The organism is Pseudomonas sp. NPDC089752 (genome assembly GCF_044748725.1).
Classification (GTDB): Bacteria; Pseudomonadota; Gammaproteobacteria; order Pseudomonadales; family Pseudomonadaceae; genus Aquipseudomonas.
This window is the reverse complement of the sequence record NZ_JBIVGP010000009.1, coordinates 81,787-107,720: the sequence shown is the minus strand read 5'-3', so window position 1 is coordinate 107,720 and position 25,934 is coordinate 81,787. Positions and strand designations below refer to the sequence as shown.

Below are 25,934 nucleotides of genomic sequence, written 5' to 3'. Positions count from 1 at the left end.
AGGCAGGGGAGCTGTGGCGAGTTTAGCCTGAGTGGTGCAGTCGGATAAGCGGCAAATGGGTTTTTGACGTCAATTTTTCAGCGGCTGTGCCGGCCTCTTCGCGGGCAAGCCCGCTCCCACAGGTACTGCGCTGTTCTTGAAGGTAGCGCAAGTCTTGTGGGAGCGGGCTTGCCCGCGAAGAGGCCGGTACAGACTTATGCAGGCTGTGGGGACTTGAGGATGGTCAGCAACAGCTGCACGCTTTGCGCCGCATCATTCCCGAGGCTGGTGAGGTAGCCGCCATCGGGCTGGTCGGTGAGCTCTTTTTCATGAAGGCGCTTGGCGGCGGCGATCATGGCGGGGGAAGCATTGCTGCCAACTTTGATGCCTTCCTGGTGGCTGTCCAGGTTGAACAGGGCAAGCACTTCCAGTTCGGCGATCAGTTCGGGGGTGAAGGACATGGCGACTCCTGACTTCCAGACAAGGATGGCGGCACCGCCAGCGGTGCCTGATCCTGGAGTGTAGTCGGGTTATTCGACCTCGCCTTGATCTGCCTCAGGTGGCAGCTCGGGCAGCGCGCGCAAGGCGTTTTCGTACCACTCGGTATCGAATGCGCGGTCTTCTTCGAGCAGTTTGTCGATCTCGATGGCCAGCACGTGGGCCATGAGGTTGAGGATGTCTTCGCGCTCGTAGCCGACCAGCGTCAGCTTGTTGAAGGTGGCCTTGGCTGCCGGCGGCTCGCCGCTTTCGATCTGGTTCTCGATGGCTTGGGTCAGCGTCGCCTCGGCGAAGGCTTCGTCGTCGTTGTCGATGTCGGTGGGCTCGCTCATGGCGCTACTCCTGTGGTGGGACGCACAGTTTGCCACGCTCGCGCCGGCAATGCCCGGTCATCGAGCCGGTGCATGACGCTGGCCATGCGCAGGTACAGAGGCTATAAAAGCCCGGCCATCCCCTTACGGCCTGGAGGCTGTTACCCATGCTCAAGCTTCACGGATTCTCGGTCAGCAACTACTACAACATGGTCAAGCTGGCCCTGCTTGAAAAAGGCCTGCCGTTCGAAGAGGTCACCTTTTACGGTGGCCAGGCGCCGCAGGCGCTGGAAGTCAGCCCGCGCGGCAAGGTGCCGGTGCTGGAGACCGAGCACGGTTTTCTCAGCGAGACCAGCGTGATTCTCGACTACATCGAGCAGACCTGTGGTGGCAAGGCGCTGCTGCCGGCCGACCCGTTCCAGCAGGCCAAGGTGCGCGAGCTGCTCAAGGAGATCGAGCTGTACATCGAGCTGCCGGCACGTACCTGCTATGCCGAGTCGTTCTTCGGCGCGGCGGTGGAGCCGTTGATCAAGGAGCGTGCGCGCACCGAGTTGCTGGCGGGGTTTGCCACGCTCAAGCGCAACGGCCGTTTTGCACCTTACGTGGCGGGTGATGAACTGACCATAGCCGACCTGATGTTCTGCTTCTCGGTCGATCTGGCCTACGCCGTGGGCAAGAAAGTGCTGAACATCGACTTCCTGGCGGATTTCCCTGAAGCGAAAGCGTTGCTCGAGTTGCTGGGGAAAAACCCGCACATGGCGCGAGTCGTAGCGGACAAGGAGGCGGCGATGCCGGCCTTCATGGAGTTGATTCGCAGCGGCAAGCGCTGAAGAAGGGAGAGGAGGGCTGCATTACAGCCCTCCAATGGCGGTCAGCGCGAAGCCAGTAGCGCCTTGCCGCGAACGACAGCAGCTCTGACTTGCGCTGGCGCCGTACCACCAATGTGGTCACGGGCATTCACCGAACCTTCCAGGGTCAGCACGGCGAACACGTCCTGCTCGATCTGGTCGCTGAACTGGCGCAGCTCGTCCAGGCTCATTTCGGCCAGGTCCTTGCCGGTGTCGACGCCATACTTCACGGCGTGGCCGACGATCTCGTGGCAATCACGGAACGGCAGGCCGCGGCGCACCAGGTAATCGGCCAGATCCGTGGCGGTGGAGAAGCCGCGCAGGGCAGCTTCGCGCATGATCGCGTGCTTGGGCTTGATGGCCGGGATCATGTCGGCGAAGGCGCGCAGCGAGTCGCGCAGGGTATCGGCGGCGTCGAACAGCGGTTCCTTGTCTTCCTGGTTGTCCTTGTTGTAGGCCAGTGGTTGGCCTTTCATCAGGGTCAGCAGGCCGGTCAGGGCGCCGAACACGCGGCCGGTCTTGCCACGCACCAGCTCTGGGACGTCCGGATTCTTCTTTTGCGGCATGATCGAGCTGCCGGTGCAGAAACGGTCAGGCAGGTCGATGAACTGGAACTGCGCGCTGGTCCACAGCACCAGCTCTTCGGAGAAGCGCGACAGGTGCATCATCGCCACGCTGGCGGCGGCGCAGAATTCGATGGCGAAATCACGGTCCGAAACGCCGTCCAGCGAGTTGCCGCCCACGGCCTCGAAGCCCAGCAGCTTGCAGGTCAGCTCGCGGTCGATCGGGTAGGTGGTGCCGGCCAGTGCGGCGCTGCCCAGGGGCATGCGGTTGGCGCGCTTGCGGCAGTCGACCAAGCGCTCGTAGTCGCGGCTGAGCATTTCGAACCAGGCCAGCAGGTGGTGGCCGAAGGTGACTGGCTGGGCGGTCTGCAAGTGGGTGAAGCCCGGCATGATGGTCTCGGCTTCACGCTCGGCCTGTTCCAGCAGGCCCTGCTGCAGGCGGGTGATCTCGGCGAGGATCAGGTCGATCTCGTCGCGCAGCCACAGGCGGATATCGGTGGCCACCTGGTCGTTGCGGCTGCGGCCGGTGTGCAGTTTTTTGCCGGTGATGCCGATGCGGTCGGTCAGGCGTGCTTCGATGTTCATGTGCACGTCTTCGAGGTCGACGCGCCAGTCGAAATTGCCGGCTTCGATTTCACCCTGGATGGTGGTCAGGCCGTCGATGATGGTGTCGCGCTCGCCGACGCTGAGAACGCCAACCTGCGCCAGCATGGTGGCGTGGGCGATCGAACCCATGATGTCGTGGCGGTACAGGCGCTTGTCGAAATCGACCGAGGCGGTGAAGCGGGCGACGAAGGCGTCGACGGGTTCACTGAAGCGGCCGCCCCAGGACTGATTGGTCTTGTCGGTGCTCATGGATTCACTCGTTGGAGGCGTGATCGAAAAAGTGGCGCCGATAATAGCAGGCTTGAGCCTGTCGCCGAAGGACGCCGGTCGAGAGAAATCGTCAGCAAACCTTGGCCGGGGCGGGCGAAGACGATATTCACCGATTGAACGGCAGTGTTCCACGGACCGTCTACAGTTGGACAAAGGACTGGCAGCGAATCTGCCGGCTCAGTGAATCTTTGGCCTTCGCATCGGTCTAGAGCGTGACCGCAGTGTCGCTCGACCTGCATCTGTCTACGCTATACCTGTGCGAGACTCACTCAGGAATCCAGAGCAATTATGAATGTCCTGATCGTTGATGACGAATCCCAAGCCCGTGAACGCCTGTCGCGGCTATTCGGGGACCTGGAGGGGTACACCGTGCTGGAGCCCAGCGCCACCAACGGCGAGGAGGCCCTGGCTTTGATCGATAGCCTGAAGCCCGATGTGGTCCTGCTGGACATCGGCATGCCGGGCCTCGATGGCCTGCAGGTGGCGGCACGCCTGTGCGAGCGCGAGGCGCCGCCGACGGTGGTGTTCTGCACCGGCGACGACGAGTACGGCGCCGAGGCGTTCAAGGACAGCACCCTCAGCCATGTAACCAAACCGATCCAGCCGCAAGGCCTGCGCGACGCCCTGCGCAAGGCCGAAAAACCCAACCGCGCCCAGCTGGCGGCGCTGACCCGGCCTGGCAGCGAAGGCGGTGGCCCGCGCAGCCATATCAGCGCGCGGACCCGCAAGGGCATCGAGTTGATCCCGTTGCCCCAGGTGATCTATTTCATTGCCGACCATAAATACGTGACCTTGCGCCACGAAGCCGGGGAAGTGCTGCTCGATGAGCCGCTCAAGGCCCTGGAAGATGAGTTTGGCGAACGTTTCGTGCGTATCCATCGCAACGCGCTGGTCGCCCGCGAACGTATCGAACGCCTGCAGCGTACGCCGCTGGGGCATTTCCAGCTGTTCCTCAAAGGCCTGGATGGTGATGCCCTGACCGTCAGCCGGCGGCATGTGGCTGGCGTGCGCAAGATGATGCAGACCCTCTGATTTTGCATGGCACGGGCTTCGCCCGTGTTCGCGGGGCAAGCCCGCTCCCACAGGTCGGGCGCTACTCTCTTTGGCAGTGGTAGACCTGAGGGAGCGGGCTTGCCCCGCGAAGAGGCCTTTCCTGCTGACCCACATCTGCTAGCGATCCCGACGGAGCTGTTATCATCGGCGGTATTCCTAAGCATCGGGGCGTTCCATGTCCACTCGCGAAATCCGCATTGCCACCCGTAAAAGTGCCTTGGCCCTGTGGCAGGCCGAATACGTCAAAGCCCGCCTCGAACAGGCGCATCCCGGTCTTCTGGTGACCTTGGTACCCATGGTCAGCCGCGGTGACAAGCTGCTCGACGCGCCGCTGGCAAAAATTGGCGGCAAGGGCCTGTTCGTCAAGGAGCTGGAAACCGCCCTGCTGGACAACGAAGCCGACATCGCCGTGCATTCGATGAAGGACGTACCTATGGACTTCCCTGAAGGCCTGGGCCTGTACTGCATCTGCGAGCGCGAAGACCCGCGTGACGCGTTCGTGTCCAACCGCTTCGCCAGCCTTGAGGCATTGCCTGCCGGCAGCATCGTCGGCACCTCCAGCCTGCGCCGCCAGGCCCAACTGCTGGCGCGTCGCCCGGACCTGGAAATCCGCTTCCTGCGCGGTAACGTCAACACGCGCCTGGCCAAGCTCGATGCCGGCGAATACGACGCCATCATCCTGGCGGCGGCGGGGCTGATTCGCTTGGGGTTCGAAGACCGTATCACCTCCAGCATCAGCGTCGACGACAGCCTTCCGGCTGGTGGCCAGGGCGCCGTAGGCATCGAATGCCGCAGCGCCGACAGCGAGATCCACGCGCTGCTGGCACCCCTGCACCATGCCGATACTGCCGACCGGGTGGTCGCCGAGCGTGCCTTGAACAAACACTTGAATGGCGGCTGCCAGGTGCCGATCGCCTGCTACGCCGTGCTCGAAGGCGAGCAGTTGTGGCTGCGTGGCCTGGTGGGCCAGCCAAGCGGCGGAACCCTGCTGGTTGCCGATGCTCGCGCCCCGCGGTCGTCCGCCGAAGCCTTGGGCGTGCAGGTGGCCGAAGACCTGCTGGGCCAAGGTGCCGAGGCCATCCTCAAGGAAGTCTATGGCGAGGCCGGGCACCCGTGAGTTCTTGGCGCCTGTTGCTGACCCGGCCTGAAGAGGACTGCGCGGCGCTGTCGCGGAGTTTGGCAGCGGCTGGCGTGGTCAGCAGTTGCCTGCCCTTGCTGACAATCGAGCCGGTCACGTTGAATGATGTGCAGCGTCGGCAGATCGCGGCATTGGGGCAGTATCAGGCGATTATCGTTGTCAGCAAACCGGCAGCCAGATTGCTACTGGACCAACAGCGGCGAGCAGGTCTGCAGGCCCCTGCAGACGGCTGGTTTACCGTAGGCGAGACAACGGCGGCGGTGCTGCAGGCCGCCGGTCTGAAGGTGACTTTCCCTACGCAAGGTGACGACAGCGAAGCCTTGCTTGCGCTACCGGGCCTGCGCGAGGCTGTCGCTGTTCCTACAGCGCGCGTCCTGATTGTCCGTGGTGTCGGAGGTCGTGAACTGCTGGCCGAGCGTCTTGCAGAGCAAGGTGCTAGTGTCGAATATCTGGAACTGTATCGTCGCTGCCTGCCGGCGTACCCGGTCGGCACGTTGATGGGCCGCATTCAAGCGGAACGCCTCAATGGCGTAGTGGTCAGCAGTGGGCAGGGTCTTGAACACCTGCAGCAGATGGCCGCCAGCGACTGGCCGCAGGTGGCGCGCCTGCCGTTGTTCGTGCCGAGCCCTCGGGTCGCCGAACTGGCCAGGGCCGCAGGGGCCCAACAGGTTGTGGATTGCCGTGGCGCGAGTGCCGCGGCCTTGCTGGCAGCCGTGCAGCGCAGCGCTGCACCTGCCTATTAAGGCGCTACGCATCAAAGCGATGCGCCCCCATGCAAAGGATGGATACGTGAGCGAAACTGTCTTGTCCCACAATGATCAGCCGTCGGCGCAGGAGCCGGCGCAGCCTGTCACCCCCCCACCCGCCAAACGTTCCGGCACCGGCCTGGCCTTGCTGGCGCTATTGGTCGGCGCGGCCGGGGTCGCCGTGGGGGGGTGGGGTGTCTGGCAGGTACGGCATCTGCAGGGCAGTGAGCTGAGCCAGGGCGAGCATCTCGAAGCGCTGAACCAGCGTGCCGCGGCCCTGCAGCAGCGTGAACAGCAGATCAGCGCCCAACTGGCCACGCTGCCGGCAGCCAGCGAACTGGAAGACCGTCGCCGCCTGGTGGCGCAGCTGCAGGGTGACCAGCAACGCCTCAGCCAGCGCCTGGAAACCGTGCTGGGCGAAAGCCGCAAGGAGTGGCGTCTGGCCGAGGCCGAGCACCTGCTGCGCCTTGCTACGCTGCGGCTATCGGCCCTGCAGGACATTACCAGTGCCAAAGCGCTGGTCGAAGGTGCCGACGAGATTCTGCGCGAGCAGAGCGACCCTGGTTCTTTCGCCGCCCGCGAGCAGCTGGCGCGCAGCTTGGCCACGCTCAACAGCACCCAGCAACCGGACCGTACCGGCTTGTACCTGAAGCTGGCCGCTCAGCGTGAACTGGTGCAGCAGCTCAGTGCCCAATCCCCCGAATTCGACAGCAATGCCGACGCGCTCGGTGCGCTGACCGCCGATGGCGACGCCGCCAGCCGCTTGTCCCAGTGGTGGGCAGAGATCTCCAAGTACTTCCAGATCGACTTCGACGCCGACGACAATGTACGGCCATTGCTGGCGGGGCAGTCGCTCAACCAGCTGCGCCTGGCCCTCAGCCTGACCATCGAGCAAGCCCAATGGGCGGCACTCAATGGCGAGGCCAAGGTCTACAACCAGGCGCTGGATGATGCGCGCAGCGTGCTACTGGCCAACTTCAACGCGGACAACCCACAGAGCAAGGCGATGCTCGACAGCCTCAACGCGCTGGCCGAGCAGCCGGTGTCGGTGGTAACCCCCGACCTGAGCGAAAGCCTGGCTGCGGTGCAGGCGTATATCCAGCGTCGCCACCTGCCTGCCGAGGGTGAAGGGGGCAAGCCATGAAGCGTGTCTACCTGCTTGCCGTCGTGGCAATCGTGGTTGCTGCTGCGCTGGGCATCGCGGTGGCCAAGCACAGCGGCTATGTGCTGATTTCCTACGGTAGCTTCCGCTACCAATCCGGGCTGTGGGCGGCGCTTGCAGCGCTGGTTGCCGTGGTAGTGCTGTTGTGGCTGCTGCGTTACCTGGTTGGCCTGGTGCTGACCTCCAGCGGCGTGGTCAACCCATGGTCGCGACGTAACCGCAGCCGGCGCATCCGCATCGCCATCGAGCAAGGCCAGCTGGATCTCGCCGAAGGTCGCTGGGCCAGCGCCCAGCGTCATCTGCACCGCGCGGCCGAGGCTGAGCGCCAGCCGTTGTTGTACTACCTTGGTGCTGCGCGTGCCGCCAATGAACAGGGGCGTGCCGAAGACAGTGACAACCTGCTGGAGCGAGCGCTGGAGCGCCAGCCCCAGGCGGAGCTGGCGATCGCCCTGACTCACGCGCAGTTGCAGATGGACCGCGGCGAAAGCGAGGGGGCCCTGGAAACCCTGCTGGCCATGCAGGAACGGCACCCGCACAACACTCAGGTGTTGCGCCTGTTGCAGCGCCTGTATCTTGAACGTGGCGACTGGTCGGCGCTGATCCGCCTGCTGCCCGATCTGCGCAAAGGCAAGGTGTTGCCGGCTGCAGAGCTGGCTGCCTTGGAGCAGCGCGCATGGGGCCAGAATCTGGGCCTCGCGGCGACCCGTGGTGACGATGATCAGAGCGCCCGTCAGGCGCTGGAGCGCGCCTGGCAGCAGTTGACCACGGCGCAGCGTCAAGAGCCGCGACTGGTGCTGGCCTATGCCGAGCAATTGCGGCAGGTAGGTGCCCAGGGTGAAGCTGAACAGGTGCTGCGCACCGCCCTCAAGCGTGAATACGAAAGCCATCTTGCACGCCTGTACGGCCTGGTGCGTGGCGATGATCCCGCTCGCCAGCTGCAAACCGCCGAAGGCTGGCTCAAGGCGCATCCGCAAGACCCCAGCTTGCTGCTTACGCTTGGTCGCCTGAGCTTGCAGAACCGCCTGTGGGGCAAGGCCCGCGACTACCTGGAAAGCAGCCTGCGCATGGAGCGCAATCCGGAAGCCTGCGCAGAGCTGGCCCGGCTGTTGGCCGGATTGGGCGAAACCGAGCGCAGCAACCAATTGTTCCAGGAAGGCCTCGGCCTGCTGGACGAGCGTTTGTTGGCTCTGCCGCTACCAGAGGGGGTGCGGGCCTGAACAAATCGTGAGCCCGCACTGGCTGCGGGCTCACGGTCATTGGTGTCTTATCCCGCATTGCACGTTCTTTCTGCAGTCGCTTTCATAAGAAATTTCCTACTGCCCGAGAAGAAGTTTCTAAGGCCACGCGGTGACATCTCTCTGCTGTCGCGCCTTGAAACAAAGCCTGCGTTTCCTCTACCGTTTCAAGCCAATTCATTTACCCTTGGACGTTCACCGCCCATGTTGCCGGCCCGCCTGCGCACGTTCTTTCTCCCTGCCTGCCTTGCCTCGTTGGCGGTGCTGATCGCGTCCTTCTATCTGGAAATCAGCCTGGGTTTGGTGCCGTGTCTGCTGTGCTTCAGCCAGCGCTTTTTGCTGGGCGTGTACGCAATGATCTGCCTGTGCGCGACCTTGCACGCACCCGGCACGATCGGGGCACTTCGGTATGGGCGGGCGGCCGTGGCCTGCGCGGCTGCTGGCGCCTTGCTGGCGGCCAGGCATGTGTGGTTGCAGGGGGCGGTCGGAGGCGGCCACGCCTGCCCGGCCTCGTTGCGCCAGGTGATGGAAGGCTCATGGAGCGAAGCTGCCCGGCAACTGGTACTCGGCGGCCCTGACTGCAGGTCATTGACCTGGAGTTTTCTTGATCTGACCTTGCCCGAATGGAGCCTGCTGGTCTTTCTGTTGCTTGCCGCGCTGCCCTTGACCTGCCAGCTGGCGTATCGTTTCCGCACCCTTGGCAAAGCTTGACCCACCGCAAGCGTTGGTCGATAGCACGACCAGTGGTGGTGCGGCAGGGTATTAAACACTTGTATGAACTTTGTCGGCTGCGTACCTTGATGGTCAGCACGTGCAGGAATAATCTCCCAGCACGCATACCGAAAATACAACTGCTCGATGCCGTCCTGCTGATGTCACCTTCGTGCTGCACGGTCGTGGTGCGAGGTGCAGCGGCATCTACCCAGAAGGGAAGAGATCGCCATGCTCGATAGTTGTCAGAACGCCCAGGAACGCTGGGGTGGGGTTCACAAGCTGATCGACCGCTGGCTCAAGGAGCGAGAGGAGCTGGTGCAGGCTTTTCGTTCCTTGCGCGATGCCAAGCCGGCGTTTGCGGACAAGGACAAGAACCGTGATTTTTGCGCGGTGCTGGTCGACTACGTGTCAGCCTGGCATTTCGAAGTCAGCGAGCAACTGGTGACCGAGGCCAAGGCGTTCGGTGACGAAAAAGCGCTGAAGCTGGCCGAAGAGATCACCCCGCGCATCAATGACATCACTCAGATTGCGTTGGCCTTCAACGATCACTGCGAAAAGGGCGAGTGCAAAGACACCGAACGTTTCGCCGAGAAGCTGGGCAAGCTGGGCAGCCTGCTGCATGAACGCTTCGAACTCGAAGACTGCCTGATCGAGGTGCTGCATAACGCGCACAAGGAAGAAGACGCGGTCGAGGCGTAAGGTTCGACGTCAGTCGCCGACCGCCAGCAGCTCGATTTCGAACACCAGTGGCGTGTAGGGCGCGATCAGGTCACCTGCGCCCTCTGCGCCGTAGGCTTGTGCCGAGGGGATCACCAGGCGCCATTTGGCTCCGGCCTTCATGTGCGGCAATGCCACCCGCCAGCCTTCGATCACCGAATTCAAGCTGAACCACTGCGGCTGCTGGTTCTGGTCGAACACGGTGCCATCCGGCAGCTTGCCCACATAGCGAACCTGGACCTTGCCATTGGCCTTGGGCGGCGCGCCGTTACCACTTTTCAGTTCACTGTAGAGCACGCCTTCAGCCAGCTCGTGCACGCCCGCGCGGGCCCGTTCATTGGCCATGAAGCGCGCTTCCACGCCCTGTAGCCTGGTCACTTCGGCTTGCTCGGCAGCCTTGCTGGCCTGTTCATCGTGCTGCTGGAGGATGGCCTGCATACGCGCCTGGTCGAGTTTCAACGGTTGATTCTGATAGGCCTGACGCAGGCCTTCGACCAGTGCGTCCAATTGCAATCCCGGCACCTCCTGGCGCAGGCGCTCACCGAGGCTGGCGCCCAGGCTGTAGGCCAGGTCGTGATCGTTGGCGGGTGGCGTTTCGCCGGCGGCAAATGCCACAGGAGTCATCAGGCTCAGGCCGAGAATAAAGTAACGAGGCATGCTCAACTCCAAGCTCAAGTAAATATCGGCAACGATTTGTTAAGCAACTACACTTGCACGGAGCTGCAAGATAACAACTTTGCCCAGGCATGCAACGCGGCGCTGATGAGACTGTCAACATGCCCTAGCGGCGGTAGCAGCAGAAGCATAGTATGAGCCGCAATCTCGTCAGCCAGGAGGTAAACCATGTCGGCCAAGAAGAAGCCAGTTAGTACGCCGTTACACCTGCTCCAGCAACTTTCGGGCAGCCTGCTCGAACACTTGGAAGATGCCTGCTCGCAAGCGCTGGCTGATGCTGAAAAACTGCTGGCCAAGTTGGAAAAGCAGCGCGGCAAGACCCAGGAGAAACTGCACACCGGGCGCCTGAAGTTGCAGGACGCGGCCAAGGCAGGCAAAGCCAAGGCGCAAGGTAAAGCGCAGAAATCCATCGGTGAACTTGAGTCGTTGCTCGACTCGCTCAAAGATCGTCAGACGCAAACCCGCACCTATATTCAGCAACTCAAACGCGATGCTCAGGACAGCCTGAAACTTGCCCAAGGTGTTGGCAAAGTGCGCGAGGCCGCGGGCAAGGCACTGGATCAGCGTGCGGTGGCCGCCAAGTCGGCTAAATCGGCTGCTGGAAAAGCCCCTGCCAGAACTGCCGCCAAGCCTGCTGCAAAGGCACCAGCGAAGACTGCAGCCGTCAAGGCTCCAGCTCGCGCCGCAGCGGCCAAGCCTGCTGCCGCCAAGGCGCCTGCCAGGGCTGCCGCCAAGCCTGCAGCGAAGCCAGCTGCTGCGAAGGCTCCGGCAAGAACTGCTGCGGCCAAGCCAGCTGCCAAACCTGCTGCTGCCAAAGCACCGGCCAAAGCCGCCGCCAAGCCAGCCGCCGCCAAGGCGCCGGCTAGAACTGCCGCCGCGAAGCCTGCTGCCAAGCCAGCCGCAGCTAAAGCGCCCGCCAGGACGACTGCCGCCAAGCCAGCAGCTGCCAAGGCTCCGGCCAAGCCTGCGGCTAAACCTGCCGCCAAGCCTGCGGCCAAGCCAGCTGCCAAAGTCCCTGCGAAACCCGCCGCCGCCAAACCGGTTGCCAGCAAGCCTGCCGCACCTTCGGCCAGCCCAGCGGTGACCAACTCGGCTACACCGGTAGCTCCTGCGGCCCCGGCGAGCACCCCGGCTCAGACGCCGTCTTCGGCCTCCTGAAGCCCTGCGGCCGCGACGCGCAGCTGCTCCAGCGCGTCGTGGCCACGGGCCTGGTCGGGCGCCAGCCAGGCCAGCCAGTCATCTACAGGCTCACGCGAGCCCGTAGACCATTGTTGCGTGCAGGCCTCGAGCCGTTGCAGCAGTTGTTTTTCAGCCTGCAGTTCCAAGCCTTTCAGCTGTTCACGCAACGCCGCCAATTGCGGGTCGTGCTGCGCCTGGGTTCGCCATTGCTGGCGCAAGCTGCGTAGCGGCGTGACCACCTGCTTTTGCCAGGGCTCGGCGATCGCTTGCATGGCCTGAACGCGCTCGGCGTTCGGCGCAACCCCACGCCTTTGCAACCAGGTCGCGCACAGCAGCAGGCAAACATCGCCACCCAGCGCCTGCACGCTCAGGCAAGCTTCTTCAATACCCGGCCGGGCATACAAGGCCAGCGCGTGATTCCACAGGTCGGTGTGCATGATTCGACTTACGCTCCGGGTCGAGGAAGCTGGTAGACTCCGCGACCATCATGATCAGACTATCCAACCTCACTTTACAGCGTGGTCCGCAGCGCTTGCTAGAAGGCGCCGAGATGACCCTGCACGCCGGCCACAAAGCCGGCCTGATCGGTGCCAACGGCGCCGGAAAATCCAGCCTGTTCGCCTTGCTGCGCGGTGAGCTGTCGCCCGACTCCGGCGACTGCCAGCTACCCGGCGATTGGCGCATCGCCCACATGCGCCAGGAGGTCGACACCCTCGATCGTCTGGCAGTGGACTACGTGCTCGATGGCGACGCGCGCCTGCGCAAGGTTCAGGCCGAACTCGCTTTGGCCGAGACGGCCCACGACGGCACCGCCCTGGCACGCCTGCACAGTGAGCTGGAAAGCGCCGACGGCTATACCGCCGACGCCCGCGCGCGCAAGTTGCTGGCTGGCCTTGGCTTTACCAACGAGCAGATGGACCGCCGCGTCGGCGACTTCTCCGGTGGTTGGCGGATGCGCCTGAACCTGGCCCAGGCGCTGATGTGCCCGTCCGACCTGCTGCTGCTCGACGAGCCGACCAACCACCTGGACCTCGATGCGATCCTGTGGCTGGAAGACTGGCTCAAAGGTTACCCAGGCACATTGCTGCTGATTTCCCACGACCGTGATTTCCTCGATGCCGTGGTCGACCACGTGCTGCACGTCGAGCAACGCAAGCTCAACCTGTACAAGGGCGGCTACAGCGCCTTCGAACGCACCCGTGCCGAGCGCCTGGCGCAGCAGCAGCAAGCCTACGAGAAGCAGCAGGCCCAGCGGGCGCACATGGAAAAGTACATCGCCCGCTTCAAGGCGCAAGCGACCAAGGCCCGCCAGGCGCAGAGCCGGATCAAGGCCCTGGAGCGCATGGAAGAGCTGTCGGCGGCGCATGTCGATTCGCCATTCGACTTCGTCTTCCGCGAGTCGCAGAAAATCTCCAGCCCGCTGCTGAGCCTGTCCGAAGGCTGCCTGGGCTATGGCGACAAGGCGATCCTCGACAAGGTCAAGCTGCAACTGGTGCCGGGTGCCCGTATTGGCTTGCTTGGCCCTAACGGCGCCGGCAAGTCGACCCTGATCAAGAATCTCGCAGGTGAGCTCGAGCCGCTGTCCGGCCGGCTGGTACGCGGCGAGAACCTGGCCGTTGGCTACTTCGCCCAGCATCAGCTCGATTCGCTGGACGACAAGGCCAGCCCGCTGCTGCACCTGCAGCGCATCGCTCCGACCGAACGCGAGCAGACCTTGCGCGATTTCCTTGGCGGTTTCGACTTCCATGGCAACCGCGTCGACGAGCCGGTGGTGAACTTCTCCGGGGGTGAGAAGGCCCGCCTGGCCTTGGCGCTGATCGCCTGGGAGCGGCCGAACCTGTTGCTGCTCGACGAACCGACCAACCACCTGGACCTTGAGATGCGCCTGGCGCTGACCATGGCATTGCAGGAGTTCGCCGGTGCCGTCGTGGTGGTCTCCCACGACCGCCATCTGCTCAAAAGCACCACCGACGATTTCCTGCTGGTGGCCGATGGCAAGGTCGAGCCGTTCGATGGCGACCTGGACGACTACAGCCGGTGGCTGGTCGAGTACCGCCAGCGCAGCGCGCCGGTGAGCAACGCCCCGGTCAACCCGGACAAGACCGACAAAAAGGCCCAGCGCCAGGCCGCCGCGGCCTTGCGTCAGCAACTGGCACCGCACAAGAAGGCTGCCGACAAGCTCGAAGCCGAGCTCAACCAGGTGCATGCGCAACTGGCCGAGATTGAAACCGCGTTGGGCGACAGTGGGCTGTACGAGGCGGCGCGCAAGGATGAACTGCGTGACCTTCTAGCGCGGCAGACCAAGCTCAAGCAGCGTGAAGGCGAGCTTGAGGAAGGCTGGATGGAGGCGTTGGAGACTCTGGAAAGCATGCAGGCTGAGCTGGAAGCATTGTCCTGATTTGATGTTGCCAGTGCCGGCCCTTTCGCGGGGCAAGCCCGCTCCCACAAAAGTACAGTGCATACCGTTCAATGTGGGAGCGGGCTTGCCCCGCGAAAGGGCCGGCACTGGCAACAAAAATCTCCCAGAATTTACTGGTCATTTTTTCGCCACTCCCTTAGCTTAACGTTTTGCAACATTTGTTCGAGCGAGGTGTGTGATGTCGATGGAAGTGTGGTTGGGCTTCTTTGCCGCGTGTTGGGTGATCAGCCTTTCACCTGGAGCCGGGGCGATTGCCTCGATGTCCAGCGGCCTGCAGTACGGTTTCTGGCGCGGCTATTGGAATGCGCTAGGCCTGCAGATTGGCCTGATCGTGCAGATCGCCATCATCGCCGCCGGTGTCGGCGCTGTCCTTGCGGCATCCGCCACCGCCTTCACCCTGATCAAATGGTTCGGTGTCGCTTACCTGGTCTACCTGGCCTACAAACAATGGCGCGCGTTACCGATGGACATGACCGAAGATTCCGCGGTGCGGCCGATCGGCAAGCCGCTGAGCCTGGTGTTCCGTGGCTTTCTGGTCAACGTCAGCAACCCCAAGGCCCTGGTGTTCATGCTGGCGGTGCTGCCGCAGTTCCTCAACCCGCATGCGCCGCTGCTGCCGCAGTATGTGGCGATCACGGTGACCATGATCAGCGTCGACATGCTGGTGATGGCGGGCTACACCGGCTTGGCTGCGCGGGTGCTGCGCATGCTGCGTACGCCCAAGCAGCAGAAGCGTTTGAACCGTACCTTCGCCGGGCTGTTCATTGGCGCGGCGACTTTCCTCGCCACCTTGCGCCGCGCGCCAGTCTGATTCACTGCAGGGGCCTCATCCAGGCCCCTGTCACTTGTCCCTGTCCATCATCCCCTTGAGCAGATCCAGCGGCATCGGAAACACGATGGTCGAGCTCTTGTCCCCGGCAATCGAGCCCAGCGTCTGCATATAGCGCAGCTGCATGGCCCCCGGCTCTTTACTGAGCATCTGCGCGGCCTGCATCAGCTTTTCCGACGCCTGCAATTCGCCTTCGGCATGGATCACCTTGGCCCTGCGTTCGCGCTCGGCCTCGGCCTGGCGGGCGATGGCGCGGACCATCGATTCGTTGAGGTCGACGTGCTTGATCTCGACGTTGGCGACTTTGATCCCCCAGGCATCGGTCTGTGCGTCCAGCACCTGGCGGATGTCCAGGTTCAGCTGTTCACGCTCGGCCAGCAGCTCGTCCAGTTCGTGCTTGCCCAGCACAGCGCGCAGGGTGGTCTGGGCCAGCTGGCTGGTGGCGACCAGAAAGTCCTCGACCTGGATGATCGCCTTTTGCGGATCGAGCACACGAAAATACAGCACCGCATTGACCTTCACCGAGACGTTGTCGCGGGTGATCACGTCCTGCGGCGGCACGTCCAGCACCACGGTGCGCAGGTCGACCCTGACCATCTGCTGGATCACCGGGATCAGCAAGATCAGCCCCGGCCCCTTGACCTGCCAGAAGCGCCCCAGCTGGAACACCACGCCGCGCTCGTACTCACGCAAGATACGAAACGCCGACAACAACAGCACGCCCAGCAGCATCAGCAGGGCGCCGAAACCCAGTTGCACGAACATCGTCAGTCTCCTTGCACGGTAGGGGCGGCAGCGCTCACTTCCAGCATCACGCCATGCCGCGCGGTGACCCGCACGTTCTGGCCAAGCTGCAGCGGCGTGGTGCACTGCACCTGCCATTGTTCGCCCTGGGCCTGTACCGAGCCGCAGAACGGGTTACCTGCATCCACCTGGGTGACGCTGACCAGGCTGCCGACCAGGCCGGCATCGCCGCTGACCAGCGCGCGCTTGCGCGCCTTCAGGGCCATGCCCAGCACGCCGCCGATCAACACCGCCGAGACCAGCGCCAGGGTGGCGATTAGCGCCAGGGGTATGCCGAAGCCGGGGGCGTCGGTGTCGATCAGGATCACCGCACCTACCACGAACGCGACAATTCCGCCAAAGCCGACCACGCCAAAGCTGGGCAGAAACGCCTCGGCGATCATGAAAGCGATACCCAGCAGGACCAGCGCCATGCCAGCGAAACTCACCGGCAGCAGTTGCAGAGCATACAGCGCCAGCAACAGGCAGATGCCACCGACCACACCACCCACCCCTGAGCCTGGGTTCATGAACTCGAACAGCAGGCCATACACGCCGATCATGATCAGGATCAGCGCCACGCTAGGGTTGGTGATCACCGCCAGCAGGCGCGTGCGCCAGTCCGGCAGGTGCTCGACCACGCTGGCGTCGCGGGTTTGCAGCAGGCGCGGCTGGTCTGCGGCGAGCAGCGTCTTGCCGTCGAGCTGGCGCAGCAGTTCCGGCAGGTCATTGGCCTGCAGATCGATCACCTTCTGCTTGAGCGCTTCACTGGCCGACAGGCTGACCGCCTCGCGCACGGCCTTTTCCGCCCAGTCGGCGTTGCGCCCGCGCAACTGCGCCAGGCCACGGATATACGCTGCGGCATCGTTGACCTGTTTGCGTGCGAGGGTCTCGTCATCGCTGCCGGGTTTCGCCGGACCATCCTTGGGCGCGCCACCGACCTGCACCGGCGTGGCCGCGCCGAGGTTGGTCCCGGGGGCCATGGCCGCGACGTGGCTGGCGTAGAGGATGTAGGTGCCGGCGCTGGCGGCTCGTGCGCCGCTGGGGGCAACGAAACTGGCCACCGGCACAGGGCTGGCGAGAATCGCCTTGATGATCTGGCGCATGGCGCTGTCCAGCCCGCCCGGCGTGTCCATGCGGATCACCACCAGTTGCGCACCCTGATCCCGCGCCTGGTCCAGGCCACGCAGCACGTAGTCGGCGCTGGCCGGGCCGATGGCATCGTCGATGCTCAGTACCCAGACTGCGCCAGGCGCGGCCTGGCTGCCCGGCGCGAGGCCTAGCATCAGCACCAGCAACCACCAGCGCCAGCAGCGAGCGATCACCTGTCGTCACCTTGTTCGCCTCTATCTCCGAAGTTTAGTCATGCCTGCCCGGGCACGGCCTAAAATTGGAGAGGGGGGCGAAACCGGAGGTGCATCATGCGAATGGCCAAGACCCTGCAGCAGCGCCTGGACCAGGCCAACTGCGATTACGACATCATTCCCCATCCCCACTCGGCGACTAGCCTTGAGTCGGCGCGCACCGCAGGTGTGCCAGCCGAGCGGGTGGCCAAGTCGGTCATGCTCGACGATCGTCATGGCAACTACATCATGGCGGTGCTACCGGCCAACCGGCACTTGGACATGAGCAAGGTGCGCATGACCGGCGCCTGGCAAATGACCCGTGAAAGTGGCCTGCCGAGCCTGTTCGGTGATTGCGAGCGCGGCGCCATTCCGGCAATGGGTGACGCTTACCAGATAAAGATGCTGCTCGATTCGAGTCTTACCCGCCAGGGCGATGTCTACCTGGAGGCGGGTGACCACGATCACCTGATCCACATGAGCATGGAGCAGTACCTGAAACTGGTACCGCAAGCCGAAGTACGCGAGCTGTGCTGATGTTCTCAAACCCATGCCGGGCCGGCGTCGTGGACGGCCTGCCCGGCACACAGGAGGAATCATGGAAGCACCGACCCATCCGTTTTCCGAGCTGTTCAAGCAGTTGGGCTTGCCCGACGATCCGCAGAGTATCGACCAGTTCATTACCAGCCATTCACCGCTGAAAAACGAAATCAAACTGGTGGATGCGCCGTTCTGGACCGACGCTCAGCGTGCATTTCTCAAGGAAAGCATCATTGAAGATGCCGATTGGGCGGTGCCCTTCGATCAACTCAACGAAGCGCTGCGCCGCCCCCGAAAATAAAGCGCCGAGCGGCACCTGACGAGTGTTGGGCCGTTGCTATGCTCAGGAAAACAATAAGGGGATAGGCGCCATGAAAGATCCCTACGCATCAGGTTTCTGGTGCTCCGTGACGATCCTGGGCACGCTGACGGCCGGCTACTTCTACGGCATCCGCCATACGCACCAGATGAACCAGGCCGTGCAGTTCCTCTACGCCGCTGCCGCCGTTACTGCGGCGGTGGCGTTGCTGGGGCTGACGTGGATTGCCTGGCAGCAGCTGCACCTGAACAAGCGTGAGGTGATCCAGGGGCGAACGTTGCTCACCATCTGGAATACCAAGGTCGCGCTGCGCCGGGTGGAAACGGTGTTCGACCGCTATTTCTGGGGCAGTTACTGGCATTCAGGGCGGACCTTCGAGGAGGTCATGGGCGAGCTCAAGGGCACGCCGCTGGAGCAGAGCCTGGAGGCGCTGAAACGCCAATGCCGGACGCTCGACCGCGAAGTCCACGACCATCATCACCACTGGCTGGCCAATGCCCGCGACCTGTCCAGCGTGGCCACAGCCATGGCCCGCGAGCGCTATCAGCTGGATTTGTGTGAGCCATCGAGCACCGGCCATGGCAATACGGCCGTGCTTAACCGGGACTTGGAAGTGCTGGTGTATACCTGGTCGGCGCGCCTGCGCAGCTTCGACCATCAACTGGACGAGCTGGAGCGCGCCTACCACTGAGGCGAGATCATTCGCCGCGGATGTATTGCTCCAATTGCTGAATCAGGTTGGCCTGTTCGGCGATAGTTTCCTTGACCAGGTCACCGATCGACAGCAGGCCCAGCAACTCGCCATTGCTGACTACCGGCAAGTGACGCAGGTGGCGGTTGGTCATCAGGTTCATGCAGTACTCGAGGTTCTGCTTGGGTTCCACCGTGACCACCGGCGCGCTCATGATTTCCCGCACTGGCGTGGCCGCCGAAGAACGGCCCTTGAGCACCAGCTTGCGCGCATAGTCACGCTCACTGACGATCCCCACCACTTTGCCGTCCTCTACCACGGGCAGCGCACCGATGTTTTTTTCTGCCAGCTTTTTCAGGGCCTCCAATACCGACTCATCAGGGCCGATGGTGTGCACGGTCTGATGGTGCAGCTTGGTCTTGAGGATTTGTTCGACGTTCTTCATACAGGCCTCTGCGGGTGGAAAAGTCGGGCTCTTGGAGTAAATAAAGCATCCAGCACGACGCTCTGCACGGCAATGCAGGAAACGGCATGGAGGCGATTGAAAAACGTCATGGGCGATCGTCTCCGTCGGCCTCTTCGCGGCTAAAGCCGCTCCCACAGGGCAGGTGAAAACCCCAGTGGGAGCGGCTTTAGACGCGAAGAGGCCGGCACAGCTGGCTCAAAGCTTCGGCATTTGCCCAATCCGCGCAACCATCTCGCTCACCACCTGCAAGTCCAGCATGAACTGCTCCACGGTCTTGAACTCGTTATCGTTGTGCCCGGTGTATTTCACATCCGGCATCGCCAGGCCGAACTGCACGCCGTTGGGCAGGTCGTGCACCGAGGTGGCGCCGGCAGAGGTGCCGAAGGCGTGCTCCATGCCCAGGTTCTCGCTGGCCACATCGAGCAGCGCCTTGACCCATTCGCCCTCGGGGTTGCGGTACATCGGCTCGTCGAGGCTGTAGTCGAAGGCGACCGAGGTGTGGCTCTGGCGGGTCCATTGACCCAGCTTGTCGGCCAGTTCGTCCTTGATCGTGGCCAGCGGCTTGCCTTTGGGAATGCGCAGGTTGACTGCCAGCTTGAGGCCTTTTTCATCCACGCCGACAAAGGTCGGTGAAGCGGTCAGTGGGCCCATGAATTCATCCTTGAAGTCCACGCCTAGCTTCTTGCCCAGGTAATCCAGGCCCCAGTTGTCGGCGGTGTAGCGGGCGGCATCGGTGAAGTGGTTGTGCTTGAGCGGCACCTGCTGGCCGAGGCCGTTTATGAAGCCAAGCATGCGCGCCACTGGGTTGACCCCGGATTCCGGCTCGGAGGAGTGGGCCGATACCCCTGTCACGGTGAGCAGTACGTGTTTGCCATCGACCTTGGCCGCAATGCTGAAATCGCCGCCATTGTCCTTCACGTACTTGGCGCCGGCTTGTTCGAGCTGCTCGGCCAACCGTTCCGGGTTGTCGCTGACCAGGGTCGCCACCGAGGTGGTGGGGATCTGGTTGGTCGCCAGGCCGCCGGTGAGGTTGATGATCTCCGCGCCTTTGCCGCTGCCTGGGCGCTTGCTGAAGCTGGCCATGACCGTGCCGTAGCCTTTCTCGGCAATTACCACCGGGTAGCCGCCATCGAGCGCCAGGTTGTAGGCGGGGGTGGGATTGCGTTCGAAGTAATAGGGGATGGCATCACCGCTGGTTTCTTCCGTGGTGTCGATCAGCAATTTGAACTGCCGGGCCAATGGCAGGTTTTCGTCTTTCGCCACCTTCAGCGCGTACAACGCGACGACGATGCCGTTCTTGTCGTCTTCGGTGCCACGGCCGTACATGCGGTCGCCGACCAGGGTGACCTTGAAGGGGTCGAGTTTGGTGCCGTCGGCCAATTTCCAATTGTCTGGATTGACCGGCACCACGTCGGCGTGGGCATGAATGCCGACCACGTCTTTGCCGGCGCCCAGCGAGATCTCGTAGACACGGTTGTCGACGTTGCGGAAAGCCAGACCAAAGCCCTCGGCCAGCGCCTTGATCTTGTCGGCGATCTTCAGGAACTCGGGGTTCTCGTGCTGCGGCAAGCCGTCGACGCTGAAGGTGGGAATAGCCACCAGTTCGCGCAGGGTTTCGGTGGCAGCCTTGCCATATTTGATGCGGGTGTAGAGGCCAAGCAGGCGGTTGATTTCATTTTGTTGCTCGGCGTTCAGCTGCTTGCCGGCGAGGTAGGCGTCGAGGGTTGCGCCAAGGTTGTCGGCCTTGGCCTGCTCGCTGTCTTTGAGTTTGCCGAGGAACTGCTTGAAGTCGCTTGGGTCGGTGCCATCGAAGGCTTTGACGATGGCGGCGGACTGCTGTTGGGTGAGGTTGGCCTGAGCGGGCTGAGTGAACAGGCCGATGCTGGCCAGCAGCAAGGTGGTTGCGGTGAGTTTTTTCAGAGGCATGGAGGCGCGCATTCCTTCGCGAATCATTGTTATGGGATACCCGTCGAGAAAACGGGAAGGTGCCCACGCTAACACCAATGACCCATGGCACGGGAGTGCCAGAAATGCGATATGTCGCACAAACGAAAAAGCCCCGGGCACAGGCCCAGGGCTTTTTGATATGGCGCACTCGGCGGGATTCGAACCCACGACCCCTGCCTTCGGAGGGCAGTACTCTATCCAGCTGAGCTACGAGTGCAACGCGCACGCATGATACCCATCTGATCCGGTGGCGTCCATCGCCTTGATCTGTGGCCCTTTTTCCTCTGCTATTGGCGGGCCCTTTCGCGGCTGAAGCCGCTCCCACAGAGATAGCACTAATCCAGTGGGAGCGGCTTTAGCCGCGAAGAGGCCGGCACAGGCGAAAAACGCATCTATCCATATGCAATAAAGGTATTTACACGCCAGTTCTTATGCCCGCTATTATCTGGTCACAACTTGTTATAACAAGTCCCCACTCAGCGAAGAGACCCATGGCCGAACTCCTCCCCCTGTCCCCGGTACCGCTCTATACCCAGCTCAAGGAACTGCTGCGCGAACGCATCCTCGACGGTGCCTACGCACCACACAGCCGCATGCCTTCTGAAAGCGAACTGGGCAAGGCGTTCGACGTCAGCCGCATCACCGTGCGCCAGGCCTTGGGCGACCTGCAGAAGGAAGGGCTGATCTTCAAGATTCATGGCAAGGGCACCTTCGTCGCCAAGCCCAAGGCGTTCCAGAACGTCAGCACGCTGCAGGGCCTGGCCGAGTCGATGACGCAGATGGGCTACGAAGTGCTCAACCGCCTGCGCAGCTTGCGCCATGTACCGGCCAATGCGCTGGTGGCGGCGCGGCTGCAGGTCGAGGAGGGCAGCCTGGTCACCGAGATCCGTCGGGTGCGCCTGATCAACCGTGAGCCGGTGTCGCTGGAAATCACCTGGTTGCCCAAGGCCGTCGGCGAAAAGCTGGAAAAGGCCGACCTGGTCACCCGCGACATCTTCCTGTTGCTGGAAAACGACTGCGGTATCGCCCTCGGCCATGCCGACCTGGCCATCGACGCGGTGCTGGCCGACAGCGACCTGACCCAGGCGCTGGATGTGGAGGAGGGCTCGCCGATCATGCGCATCGAGCGCCTCACCCATGCCGCTGACGGCACGCCGCTGGACTTCGAACACCTCTATTACCGCGGCGATGCCTTCCAGTACCGCCTGCGCATCGACCGCCAGAAGGGGGGCAAGGCATGAGCATCGAGACTCAGGACTACGACATCATCGTCATCGGCGGCGGCACCGCCGGGCCGATGGCGGCGATCAAGGCCAAGGAGCAGGACAAAAGCCTGCGCGTGCTGCTGCTGGACAAGGCCAACGTCAAGCGCAGCGGCGCCATCAGCATGGGCATGGACGGCCTGAACAACGCAATCATCCCCGGCCACGCCACGCCCGAGCAGTACACCAAGGAAATCACCGTAGCCAACGATGGCATCGTCAATCAGGCCGCCGTGTATGCCTACGCCACGCACAGTTTCGAAACCCTCGAACAGCTCGACCGCTGGGGCGTGAAGTTCGAAAAGGACGAGACCGGCGACTACGCGGTGAAGAAGGTCCATCACATGGGCGCCTACGTGTTGCCCATGCCCGAAGGCCATGACATCAAGAAGGTGCTCTACCGCCAGCTCAAGCGCGCCCGGGTCGAGATCAGCAACCGCATGGTCTGCACCCGCGTGCTGCTCGATGGTGAAGGGGCGGCGGCCGGTGTGCTGGGTTTCGATTGCCGTAGCGGCGAGTTCCGCGTGGTCCGCGCCAAGGCCGTGATCCTCGCCTGCGGTGCCGCCGGGCGCCTCGGCCTGCCGTCGTCGGGCTACCTGATGGGCACCTATGAAAACCCGACCAACGCTGGCGATGGCTATGCCATGGCCTACCACGCGGGTGCCGAGCTGGCCAACCTGGAGTGCTTCCAGATCAACCCGCTGATCAAGGATTACAACGGCCCGGCCTGCGCCTACGTGACCGGCCCGCTCGGCGGGTATACCGCCAACAGCAAGGGCGAGCGCTTCATCGAGTGCGACTACTGGAGTGGGCAGATGATGTGGGAGTTCCACCAGGAACTCGAAGGCGGCAATGGGCCGGTATTCCTCAAGCTCGACCACCTGGCCGAGGAAACCATCCAGAACATCGAAGAGATTCTGCACAGCAACGAGCGCCCCAGCCGTGGCCAGTTCCATGCCGGACGCGGCACCGACTACCGCCAGCACATGGTCGAGATGCACATTTCCGAGATCGGTTTCTGCTCCGGGCATTCGGCCTCGGGGGTTTGGGTCAACGAGAAGGCCGAGACCAGCGTCAAAGGCCTGTATGCCGCAGGGGACATGGCTGCAGTGCCGCACAACTACATGCTCGGCGCCTTCGCCTACGGCTGGTTCGCCGGTGTGAACGCGGCGCACTACGTGGCCGGGCGCGAGCTGGCCGAGGTCGATGTCGCTCAGGTCGAGCGCGAACGTGAGCGTGTATTCGCGCCGTTGCACCGTGAGCACGGCCTGCCGCCAGCGCAGGTCGAGTACAAGCTGCGGCGCATGGTCAACGACTACCTGCAACCGCCCAAGGTGACCAAGAAGATGGAGATCGGCCTGACGCGTTTCGCCGAAATCGAGCGCGACCTTGCGCAGATGAAGGCCAACAACCCTCACGAGCTGATGCGCGCGATGGAGGTAACGGTGATCCGCGACTGCGCCGAAATGGCCGCTCGCGCGTCGCTGTTCCGCGAAGAAAGCCGCTGGGGCCTGTACCACCACCGGGTCGACTTCCCCGAGCGCAACGATGGCGACTGGTTCTGCCATTGCCACCTGAAGAAGGGCGAAAACGGAGCGATGACCAGCTTCAAGAAAGCCGTCGAACCCTACCTGATCGCCCTGGATGCCGAGGAGCAGACCGCCTACGACCGCCTGCGGGTAAAGGCGGATGCAGCATAGGCAACATCAAACCCTGTGGGAGCGGGCTTGCCCCGCGAACACCGGCGCAGCCGGTGCCATACACCGTGGTGTTTTCTTCGCGGGGCAAGCCCGCTCCCACAGGGCATTGTGCAAGCTTCTAGATAAAGTGCGCCTATGAAGGCCCGAGGAAACCGTGAAATGGCCTACCAGCCGCAAGAAATCTTCTTCCGCAGCAGCGCCCCGGTGACCATCGACGAAGACAAGTGCATCGCCGAAAAAGGCTGCACGGTGTGCGTCGAGGTCTGCCCCATGGACTTGCTGGCCATCAACCCGGCCACGCAGAAGGCCTACATGGCCTTCGACGAGTGCTGGTACTGCATGCCCTGCGAGAAGGATTGCCCCACCGGTGCGGTGAAGGTCGACATCCCGTACCTGCTGCGCTGAACCACGCCTGCCATCCGGCCAACCACCGGACGCCCACCTGCAATGCCCCTCGTTTCCCACCACCCAAGCCCGGTGGCGGAGACGACCTCAATACCTATAACGATTCGAGGGGAACACCCATGCGCCTTGTAGCAACCGTGGCCGGCCTCGTGCTGGCAATCACTGGCCTGAACGCCAGCGCCGAAACCATTCGTATCGCCATCGGCACCCAGGACACCACCATCAACTGCGCCACAGGTGGGCTGCTGATCCGTGAGCTGGGCCTGCTGGAGAAGTACCTGCCGCATGACGGCAAGTACAAGGATGCGCAGTACCAGATCGAATGGAAGAACTTCACCAGCGGCGCGCCGCTGACCAACGAGATGGTCGCCGGCAAGCTCGACTTCGGCGCCATGGCCGACTTCCCTGGCTCGTTCAACGGCGTCGCCCACCTGGATGCCGGCAAGCGCAGCCTGTTCATCAGTGTGCTGTCGGGCAGCGTGCAGGGCAGCGGCAACGGCATCGTCGTACCCGCCACTTCCGCCGTGCAGTCGCTGAGCGAACTCAAGGGCAAGACCATCTCCGTGCCGTTCGCCTCCACGGCCCACGGCATGCTGCTGCGCGCTGTCGCCGCGCAAGGCTGGGACCCGCAGAAAGACGTGAGGATCATCGCCCAGGCCCCCGAGATTGCAGGCTCCGCCTTGCGCAGCAACCGCATCGAGGCGCACGCCGACTTCGTCCCATTCGCCGAGCTGTTCCCCAACCGGGGCTTCGCCCGCAAGATCTACGATGGCGCCCAGGCCAACGCGCCAACCTTCCACGGCGCGTTGGTGGATGCCGAGTACGCGAGCAAATACCCCGAAGTGGTCACCGCCTACCTGCGTGCAAGCCTTGAGGCCGACCGCCTGATCGCCGCCGAGCCGGAGAAGTACAGCGAGCTGATCGAGAAGGTCACCGGCATCGAAGCCGAGGTCAATTACCTGTTCCACGGCCCACTGGGCCTGCAGACCCGCGACCTGACCTGGAAGCCTGAGTATCGCCAGGCCGTCGCCACCTCCATCGACACCCTCAAGCTGCTGAAAAAGACTGACCGCGGGCTCGATACCCGCCAGTTCATCGATGACCAGTACATCCGCGCCGCCTTCAAACAGGCGGGTGTGGATTACGACAAGGCGCTGAAGAATTATGACCCGCTGCCGCTCAAGGCCGTGGATGCGCTGACCGGCAAACCGATCACCGATTTCAGCCGCCTGGCGCAGATCTGGGTGCGCGGTGAAGACAAGGTGCGCCATTACGCATCACCCGAGGCCGCGCTCGGTGCCTTGGCTCAGCTGGAGCAAGAGGGCAAGGACATCCGCGCCATCTACGCCCAGGCTGCCGACAGCGGCATCAAGTTGCTGGCCAACCAGGCCTGGTTCGTGCGCAACGGCAAGGGCGAACTGGCCGCTTTCCTGCTCAAGGACCAGGCCGAGCAGTACGCCAAGGCCCATGGCGGTGAAGCGCTGGACTTCGTCAGCGCCAACCAGAAGCTGGTCGCCCAGCGCTGACCGGGAGGCA

General features: G+C 63.1%; 27 protein-coding genes and 1 tRNA gene. 18 read left to right on the top strand and 10 right to left on the bottom strand.

Features of this window, described 5'->3' with window-relative positions; translation table 11 throughout:
- Positions 1-194: 194 nt before the first annotated feature.
- Both ACIPZF_RS16935 and ACIPZF_RS16930 read right to left on the bottom strand, forming a co-directional pair.
- Entirely contained in the window at positions 195-440 is a 246-nt protein-coding gene (locus ACIPZF_RS16935; RefSeq protein ID WP_400801419.1) for a TIGR02647 family protein, read from the bottom strand.
- 69 nt (positions 441-509) lie between these two features.
- Positions 510-809, bottom strand: a complete 300-nt coding sequence (locus tag ACIPZF_RS16930) for a hypothetical protein (protein WP_400801418.1) — start codon at positions 807-809, stop codon at positions 510-512.
- 146 nt (positions 810-955) lie between these two features.
- On the opposite strand from ACIPZF_RS16930, the gene ACIPZF_RS16925 reads away from it, so the two are divergent.
- Positions 956-1,618, top strand: coding sequence for a glutathione S-transferase (locus tag ACIPZF_RS16925; RefSeq protein WP_400801416.1), 663 nt, complete (start codon positions 956-958; stop codon positions 1,616-1,618).
- A gap of 41 nt (positions 1,619-1,659) precedes the next feature.
- Here ACIPZF_RS16925 and argH read toward each other — a convergent pair whose 3' ends face one another.
- Complete coding sequence (gene argH, locus ACIPZF_RS16920; RefSeq protein WP_400801414.1) at positions 1,660-3,054, bottom strand: argininosuccinate lyase; 1,395 nt, start codon at positions 3,052-3,054, stop codon at positions 1,660-1,662.
- A 309-nt stretch (positions 3,055-3,363) separates the two neighbouring features.
- Between argH and ACIPZF_RS16915 the strand changes: the two genes are divergently transcribed.
- From ACIPZF_RS16915 to rsd, 7 genes are all read left to right on the top strand, one after another.
- A complete protein-coding gene (locus ACIPZF_RS16915; protein WP_400801412.1) occupies positions 3,364-4,107 on the top strand; it encodes a LytR/AlgR family response regulator transcription factor in 744 nt (247 codons plus the stop codon).
- A 196-nt stretch (positions 4,108-4,303) separates the two neighbouring features.
- On the top strand, positions 4,304-5,245 hold the full coding sequence (gene hemC, locus ACIPZF_RS16910; protein ID WP_400801410.1) for a hydroxymethylbilane synthase: 942 nt from the start codon (positions 4,304-4,306) through the stop codon (positions 5,243-5,245).
- Positions 5,242-6,009 (top strand): uroporphyrinogen-III synthase, encoded by a 768-nt coding sequence (locus tag ACIPZF_RS16905; RefSeq protein WP_400801408.1) that lies wholly within the window; start codon positions 5,242-5,244, stop codon positions 6,007-6,009. The genes hemC and ACIPZF_RS16905 overlap by 4 nt, the downstream gene beginning before the upstream one ends.
- Before the next feature lie 46 nt (positions 6,010-6,055).
- The gene (locus ACIPZF_RS16900) at positions 6,056-7,156 is read left to right on the top strand and encodes a uroporphyrinogen-III C-methyltransferase (RefSeq protein ID WP_400801407.1); all 1,101 of its coding nucleotides are present in this window, start codon (positions 6,056-6,058) and stop codon (positions 7,154-7,156) included.
- Complete coding sequence (locus tag ACIPZF_RS16895) at positions 7,153-8,391, top strand: heme biosynthesis protein HemY (protein ID WP_400801406.1); 1,239 nt, start codon at positions 7,153-7,155, stop codon at positions 8,389-8,391. Before ACIPZF_RS16900 ends, ACIPZF_RS16895 begins: the two co-directional genes overlap by 4 nt.
- A 222-nt stretch (positions 8,392-8,613) precedes the next feature.
- Positions 8,614-9,120, top strand: coding sequence for a disulfide bond formation protein B (locus tag ACIPZF_RS16890; protein ID WP_400801405.1), 507 nt, complete (start codon positions 8,614-8,616; stop codon positions 9,118-9,120).
- A gap of 231 nt (positions 9,121-9,351) precedes the next feature.
- A complete protein-coding gene (gene rsd, locus ACIPZF_RS16885) occupies positions 9,352-9,822 on the top strand; it encodes a sigma D regulator (RefSeq protein ID WP_400801404.1) in 471 nt (156 codons plus the stop codon).
- Positions 9,823-9,831: 9 nt separating this feature from the next.
- On the opposite strand, the gene ACIPZF_RS16880 is transcribed toward rsd, so the two are convergent.
- The gene (locus ACIPZF_RS16880) at positions 9,832-10,497 is read right to left on the bottom strand and encodes an FKBP-type peptidyl-prolyl cis-trans isomerase (protein ID WP_400801403.1); all 666 of its coding nucleotides are present in this window, start codon (positions 10,495-10,497) and stop codon (positions 9,832-9,834) included.
- Between the two features lie 186 nt (positions 10,498-10,683).
- On the opposite strand from ACIPZF_RS16880, the gene ACIPZF_RS16875 reads away from it, so the two are divergent.
- The gene (locus ACIPZF_RS16875) at positions 10,684-11,673 is read left to right on the top strand and encodes an AlgP family protein (protein ID WP_400801402.1); all 990 of its coding nucleotides are present in this window, start codon (positions 10,684-10,686) and stop codon (positions 11,671-11,673) included.
- Here the strand turns inward: ACIPZF_RS16875 and ACIPZF_RS16870 are convergent.
- A complete protein-coding gene (locus tag ACIPZF_RS16870) occupies positions 11,649-12,131 on the bottom strand; it encodes a TIGR02444 family protein (RefSeq protein WP_400801400.1) in 483 nt (160 codons plus the stop codon). The genes ACIPZF_RS16875 and ACIPZF_RS16870 overlap by 25 nt on opposite strands.
- Positions 12,132-12,181: 50 nt before the next feature.
- Between ACIPZF_RS16870 and ACIPZF_RS16865 the strand changes: the two genes are divergently transcribed.
- Positions 12,182-14,092 (top strand): ATP-binding cassette domain-containing protein, encoded by a 1,911-nt coding sequence (locus ACIPZF_RS16865; protein WP_400801399.1) that lies wholly within the window; start codon positions 12,182-12,184, stop codon positions 14,090-14,092.
- 199 nt (positions 14,093-14,291) lie between these two features.
- Entirely contained in the window at positions 14,292-14,924 is a 633-nt protein-coding gene (locus tag ACIPZF_RS16860; RefSeq protein WP_400801397.1) for a LysE family transporter, read from the top strand.
- 30 nt (positions 14,925-14,954) lie between these two features.
- Here the strand turns inward: ACIPZF_RS16860 and ACIPZF_RS16855 are convergent, their stop codons facing one another.
- Both ACIPZF_RS16855 and ACIPZF_RS16850 read right to left on the bottom strand, forming a co-directional pair.
- Positions 14,955-15,707, bottom strand: coding sequence for a slipin family protein (locus ACIPZF_RS16855; protein WP_400801395.1), 753 nt, complete (start codon positions 15,705-15,707; stop codon positions 14,955-14,957).
- A 2-nt stretch (positions 15,708-15,709) separates the two neighbouring features.
- Complete coding sequence (locus tag ACIPZF_RS16850) at positions 15,710-17,050, bottom strand: nodulation protein NfeD (RefSeq protein ID WP_400801393.1); 1,341 nt, start codon at positions 17,048-17,050, stop codon at positions 15,710-15,712.
- A 96-nt stretch (positions 17,051-17,146) separates the two neighbouring features.
- Between ACIPZF_RS16850 and ACIPZF_RS16845 the strand changes: the two genes are divergently transcribed.
- The 3 genes from ACIPZF_RS16845 (at position 17,147) to ACIPZF_RS16835 (ending at position 18,618) form a co-directional block, all read left to right on the top strand.
- On the top strand, positions 17,147-17,605 hold the full coding sequence (locus ACIPZF_RS16845; RefSeq protein ID WP_400801391.1) for an aminoacyl-tRNA deacylase: 459 nt from the start codon (positions 17,147-17,149) through the stop codon (positions 17,603-17,605).
- A gap of 61 nt (positions 17,606-17,666) precedes the next feature.
- Positions 17,667-17,909, top strand: coding sequence for a DUF2789 domain-containing protein (locus tag ACIPZF_RS16840; RefSeq protein WP_400801389.1), 243 nt, complete (start codon positions 17,667-17,669; stop codon positions 17,907-17,909).
- Positions 17,910-17,979: 70 nt separating this feature from the next.
- The gene (locus ACIPZF_RS16835) at positions 17,980-18,618 is read left to right on the top strand and encodes an NADH:ubiquinone oxidoreductase subunit N (RefSeq protein ID WP_400801387.1); all 639 of its coding nucleotides are present in this window, start codon (positions 17,980-17,982) and stop codon (positions 18,616-18,618) included.
- Positions 18,619-18,625: 7 nt separating this feature from the next.
- Here the strand turns inward: ACIPZF_RS16835 and ACIPZF_RS16830 are convergent, their stop codons facing one another.
- From ACIPZF_RS16830 to ACIPZF_RS16820, 3 genes are all read right to left on the bottom strand, one after another.
- A complete protein-coding gene (locus ACIPZF_RS16830) occupies positions 18,626-19,063 on the bottom strand; it encodes a CBS domain-containing protein (RefSeq protein ID WP_400801385.1) in 438 nt (145 codons plus the stop codon).
- Positions 19,064-19,279: 216 nt separating this feature from the next.
- Positions 19,280-21,010 (bottom strand): dipeptidase, encoded by a 1,731-nt coding sequence (locus tag ACIPZF_RS16825; RefSeq protein ID WP_400801383.1) that lies wholly within the window; start codon positions 21,008-21,010, stop codon positions 19,280-19,282.
- A gap of 161 nt (positions 21,011-21,171) precedes the next feature.
- A tRNA-Arg gene (locus ACIPZF_RS16820) sits at positions 21,172-21,248 on the bottom strand.
- A gap of 274 nt (positions 21,249-21,522) precedes the next feature.
- Here ACIPZF_RS16820 and ACIPZF_RS16815 point away from each other — a divergent pair.
- The 4 genes from ACIPZF_RS16815 to ACIPZF_RS16800 all read left to right on the top strand — a co-directional run bounded on the left by ACIPZF_RS16815 (position 21,523) and on the right by ACIPZF_RS16800 (position 25,924).
- Entirely contained in the window at positions 21,523-22,272 is a 750-nt protein-coding gene (locus ACIPZF_RS16815) for a GntR family transcriptional regulator (protein ID WP_400801381.1), read from the top strand.
- Positions 22,269-23,993, top strand: a complete 1,725-nt coding sequence (locus ACIPZF_RS16810) for a fumarate reductase/succinate dehydrogenase flavoprotein subunit (RefSeq protein ID WP_400801379.1) — start codon at positions 22,269-22,271, stop codon at positions 23,991-23,993. Before ACIPZF_RS16815 ends, ACIPZF_RS16810 begins: the two co-directional genes overlap by 4 nt.
- A 159-nt stretch (positions 23,994-24,152) precedes the next feature.
- Entirely contained in the window at positions 24,153-24,398 is a 246-nt protein-coding gene (locus ACIPZF_RS16805) for a ferredoxin family protein (RefSeq protein WP_008096634.1), read from the top strand.
- Between the two features lie 119 nt (positions 24,399-24,517).
- The gene (locus ACIPZF_RS16800; protein ID WP_400801377.1) at positions 24,518-25,924 is read left to right on the top strand and encodes an ABC transporter substrate-binding protein; all 1,407 of its coding nucleotides are present in this window, start codon (positions 24,518-24,520) and stop codon (positions 25,922-25,924) included.
- The last annotated feature ends 10 nt before the right edge of the window (positions 25,925-25,934 follow it).